Origin of the sequence: Streptomyces sp. FH025, from assembly GCF_017427025.1 — a bacterium.
Classification (GTDB): domain Bacteria; phylum Actinomycetota; class Actinomycetes; order Streptomycetales; family Streptomycetaceae; genus Kitasatospora.
In genome coordinates this window covers 1-4,639 of sequence record NZ_JAFLNG010000619.1, presented here as the reverse complement: position 1 = coordinate 4,639, position 4,639 = coordinate 1, and the positions used below count along the sequence as shown (strand labels likewise).

The following is a 4,639-nucleotide window of genomic DNA, read 5'->3' as shown; positions in this document are numbered from 1 at the left end:
GTCGAGGCCGTCCGCCGCGACTTCCCGCAGCTGCACCGGGAGGTGAACGGCCACCCGCTGGTCTGGCTGGACAACGGGGCCACCACCCTCAAGCCCCGCCAGGTGACCGAGGCGGTCGCCGAGCACTACGCGACGGCCACCTCCAACGTCCACCGCGGCGCCCACACCCTCGCCCAACAGGCCACCCAGGTCTACGAGGAGGGCCGCGCCGAGGCCGCCAGGCTGCTCGGCACCCCGGACCCGGACGAGATCGTCTTCGTCCGGGGCACCACCGAGGCGGTCAACCTGGTGGCGCAGAGCTGGGGCCGGGCGAACCTGGGGGCCGGCGACGAGATCCTGGTCTCGGCGGCCGAGCACCACTCCAACCTGGTGCCCTGGCAGCTGATCGCCAAGGAGCGCCGGGCCCGGGTCGTCCCGATCCCGCTGCTCCCGGACGGGCGGCTGGACCAGGACGCGTACCGCGACCTGCTCGGTTTCCGGACCAGGCTGGTGGCGCTCACCCACGCGTCGAACGTGCTGGGGACCGTCCCGCCGGTGGCCGAGATGACCGCACTCGCCCACCGGTACGGCGCCCGGGTGCTGGTCGACGGCGCGCAGGCGGTGAGCCACTTCCCGGTGGACGTCACCGCGCTGGACGCCGACTTCTACACCTTCTCGGGGCACAAGGTCTTCGCCCCGACCGGAATCGGCGTGCTCTACGGCAAGCGGGACGTGCTGGAGTCGATGCCCCCGTGGCAGGGCGGCGGGAACATGATCGACTCGGTGAGCTTCGAGGAGACCACCTACGCCCCCGTCCCGCACCGGCTGGAGGCCGGCACCGGCCACATCGCCGGGGTCACCGGCCTGCGGGCGGCGCTGCGCTACCTGTCCGGGCTGGACCGGCAGGCCGCCACCGCGCACGAGGTGCGGCTCACCGAGTACGCCACGGCCGCGCTGGCGACCGTGCCCGGGCTGCGGCTGATCGGCACCGCGCCGGGGAAGATCGGGGTGCTGACCTTCCTGGTGGCGGGCACCGACCCGATCGGCCTCGCCCGTGCCCTGGACCAGCAGGGCATCGCGGTACGCGCCGGCCACCACTGCGCCCAGCCGGCGCTCGCCGCCTACGGACTGCACAGCGCGGTCAGGGCCTCGCTGGCCCTGTACAACACCGTGCAGGACGTCGACGCGCTGGTGGCCGCCTTGCAGGGGATCCGGACGGCCACCGCCCGGTAGCCCGGCTGCGGCCGCAGGGTGTGCGGGCCCCCGCAACGGGGCCCGCACACCCGTCGCTGGTACGCGGCGAGGCTGGGCCGGCCGTCAGTCGGCGGCCCCGACGCGGGAGGAGGAGTCCCGGCCCGGGCGGGCATCGCCCCGGGCTCCGTCGTCCCGGGTGTCCTCCCGGGCCTCGACCAGAACGGCGGGCTCCAGCGGCGAGGCGATCTCCTGCGGCTTGCTGCGGGACGCCCAGTCGCGGATGCCGAGCAGCACCATCACGAAGAAGATCCCGTAGACGATGCCGGAGAAGTACAACTCGGAGTGGACCGCGAGCGGCACGCCCACCAGGTCGACGGCCAGCCAGACGAACCAGAACTCCACGTAGCGGCGGGCCTGGCTGTACATGGCGAGGATCGAGCCGACGAAGATCCAGGCGTCCGCGAGGACCATCCACCACGGCGCGCCGGGGTAGAACGAGGCGTCGGACCACTTCAGCACCGCGCCGAACGCGGCCGTCCCCAGCACCATCGCGACCATCAGCACGGCGCGTTCCCGCCACGACGCCCAGCGGACGTTGATCGTGCCTTCCTGCTCGCGACTGCGCCTCCACGTCGCCCAACCCCAGGTGGCCGACACGATGATGACGATCTGCCGGGCGGCGTTGCCGCCGAGGTGCACGTTCAGGCTGGCGATCAGCAGCAGCACCGAGCCGAGGATCTGCACCGGCCAGGCCACCAGCGAGCGCCGCAGCGCCAGCCAGACGGTGGCGAGCGCCAGGATGTTGCCCAGGAAGTCGGACCAGTAGACGGGGAGACCGAAGAAGCCGAACTGCTCGTTCAGCCAGTGGAATGCGCTCATGACTCACACCTTTGTTCGTGTGGAGCGAGGTGGGGGGAAGGACGGTCGGCCCCGCCGAAGCGGGGGTGCGGGGCCGACCGGGCGCGTGGGCGCAGCGCGCAGTCGCGTGGGCGGGACTGCGGCCGGGCAGGCGAGAAGGTGGTGCCGGAGATCAGGAGGTGGACCAGGAGGTGGATCAGGAGAGGGCGGCGAGGACGTGCCGTCCGTGCTCGGAGTCCAGCAGGGACTCGGAGCGGCGGACGTCCTCCCGGGCGGCGAGCAGCAGCTCGTCGACGGAGGCGAACCTCTCGGTGTCCCGGATGCGGGCGACGAACCACAGGTCGACGCGCTCGCCGTACAGGTCGCCCACCTCGCCCGAGGTGTCGTGGCAGTACACCTCGGTGTGGATCTCGGACGTGTCGCAGAAGGTGGGGTTGGTACCGATGCTGATCGTCGCGCGGTGCACGGTGCCGGTCGCTCGGCGGGCCAGCCAGCCGCTGTAGATCGCGGGCGGTGGGACGGGCGTACCGGGGTCGGGGGCGATGTTGGCGGTGGGGAAGCCCAGGCCCCTCCCCCGGCCGGCGCCGCGCACCACGGTGCCGGTCAGGGGGGTCGTCGGAGCGTCAGGCATGGGGGCTGAGCTCGCGGAACTGGCTGGTGTGGAAGACCAGTGGCTCCACTCCGGGGAACAGCTCGGCGGTGAGCAGTTCCATCAGGACGATCTCGTGGTCGCCGCCGTCGTACACCGCGTTGACCCGGGCGGTCAGCCACAGTGCCGCGTCGTGGATCAGCACCGCGCCGTCCGGCGTCGGCCGCCAGCCGGTGCCGTCGAAGCGGTCGCCCACCCGGGAGGCGAGCTTCCGGCAGAGCGCGCCCTGGCCGTGGCTGAGCACGCTCAGTCCCAGCACCGGTGCCTCCGCCAGCCTCGGCCAGGTGGTCGAGGTGCGGGCCACGCTGATCGCGACCATCGGCGGCTCCAGCGAGATCGACACGAAGGAGCTCACCGCGAGCCCGACCGGTTCGCCGCCGCGCAGCGCGCCGAGCGCGACCACTCCGGTGGGGTAGGCCCCGAACGCCTGGCGCAGCACCGCCGCGTTCGGCTCCGCCGTGCTCAGTTCCACCGTGTTCGATTCCACCGCCTTCGATCCCACCGCGTACGGCTCCGCGGACGGGGTGGGCGGGGTCGGCTGGTGAGTGGGAGTGACCATGGTCGTCGCCGTCCTCTCGTCGCGAATGGGGTGGTTCAGTGGCGGTACTGCGCGGCCGGGTGGCTGGCCGGCAGGGCCCGGTCCGACGCGCCGGTCAGCCGCTCGCGCAGCGACTCGCCGGCCGCGTACTCGCCGCGGAAGACGCCGCGGGCCCGCAGGATCGGCAGCACCGACTCGACGAACTCCGTGGTGGAGGCCGGCTGCACGGTCGGCGAGAGCAGGAAGCCGTCCAGGTCGGCGCCCTGCGCCAGGGAGCAGATCTCGTCGGCGATCTCCTCGGCGGTGCCGACCACCGGACGGGCACCGACGCCGTGGGTGTGCCAGTCGGCGAGCACGTCGCCGACGGTCTTGCCGGCGAACCGCGCGACCTGGGTCTGCGACATCTCGGTGGACAGCTCCGTCATCGGGGTGTCCGGCGCGTACGAGGACAGGTCGAGGCCGGTGAACATGGCGTAGCTGGCGACCGTGACCTCCGGACGTTGGGCGTCCAGGACGCGCTGCCAGCGGCGCTCCGCGTCCGAGGCTGTGGCGCCGACCACACAGGAGAACGCCGACATAACCTTGACCTCGTCCGCGCGGCGGCCCGCCTTCACGGCCTCCTCGCGGATCGCCGCGGTGTGCGCGGCGAGCTGCTGCACCGAACCGCTGCCGACGAACATGCACTCGCCGTGCCGCCCGCCGACCCGCCGCCCGGCCGGGGAGGCACCGGCCTGGAACAGCACCGGGGTGCCCTGCGGGGAACGGGCGGTGTTGCCGTAGCCGTGCGAGCGGAAGTACGGGCCCTCGTGCTCGACCAGGTGCACCTTCGCCGGGTCGGCGAACCGGCCGTCCTTGTCCTTCTCCAGGGCGTCCGGCTCCCAGGAGCCCTCCCAGTACTTGTAGACCAGATCGAGGAAGTCCTCGGCCATCTTGTACCGGTCGTCGTGCGCCACCATGTCCATACCGAAGGCCTTGACCGCGGTGTCGGCGGTGCCGGTGGTCACGATGTTCCAGCCGAGTCTGCCTCTGGACAGCTGGTCCAGGGTGGCCAGCCGGCGGGCGAACGCGTACGGCGGCTCCACCAGCACCGAGCCGGTCACCACCAGGCCCAGGTCGGTGGTGCTCGCCAGCAGCGCCGAGGCGATCACGAACGGGTCCAGGCGCGGCAGGTCCAGGGTCTCCTCGGTGGCGATCGGCGGACGCACCCCGTTGATCTCCGACCAGCCCCAGGCGTCGGCCAGGAACAGGAAGTCCAGCTTGGCGTCCTCGCAGATCCCCGCGATCTCCTGCCAGTACCCGAGGGTGTCGAACAGGTGCCGGCGGCTGTCGGGGTGGCGCCAGGTGGCGGTACCGCTCGCGTTGGTCTGGGCGTTCTCGAACAGTCCGAGCTTGAGGTTGCGCATGGGTTGTTCTCCGTTGAA

5 protein-coding genes are annotated in these 4,639 nt (G+C 72.3%); 1 reads left to right on the top strand and 4 read right to left on the bottom strand.

Going from position 1 to position 4,639, the window contains the following annotated elements; all coding sequences use genetic code 11:
• A partial coding sequence (locus tag J0670_RS30690; RefSeq protein WP_207815036.1) for a SufS family cysteine desulfurase occupies window positions 1-1,212 on the top strand: 1,212 nt, incomplete at its 5' end.
• Window positions 1,213-1,296: 84 nt separating this feature from the next.
• Here J0670_RS30690 and J0670_RS30685 read toward each other — a convergent pair.
• The 4 genes from J0670_RS30685 to J0670_RS30670 form a co-directional block, all read right to left on the bottom strand.
• The gene (locus J0670_RS30685; RefSeq protein WP_207815034.1) at window positions 1,297-2,052 is read right to left on the bottom strand and encodes a nicotinamide mononucleotide transporter family protein; all 756 of its coding nucleotides are present in this window, start codon (window positions 2,050-2,052) and stop codon (window positions 1,297-1,299) included.
• A 175-nt stretch (window positions 2,053-2,227) separates the two neighbouring features.
• Complete coding sequence (locus J0670_RS30680; protein WP_207815032.1) at window positions 2,228-2,662, bottom strand: riboflavin kinase; 435 nt, start codon at window positions 2,660-2,662, stop codon at window positions 2,228-2,230.
• A complete protein-coding gene (locus tag J0670_RS30675) occupies window positions 2,655-3,239 on the bottom strand; it encodes a flavin reductase family protein (protein ID WP_207815031.1) in 585 nt (194 codons plus the stop codon). Before J0670_RS30675 ends, J0670_RS30680 begins: the two co-directional genes overlap by 8 nt.
• 35 nt (window positions 3,240-3,274) lie before the next feature.
• The coding region (locus J0670_RS30670) for an NtaA/DmoA family FMN-dependent monooxygenase (protein WP_243437753.1) at window positions 3,275-4,639 on the bottom strand (1,365 nt) is incomplete at its 5' end.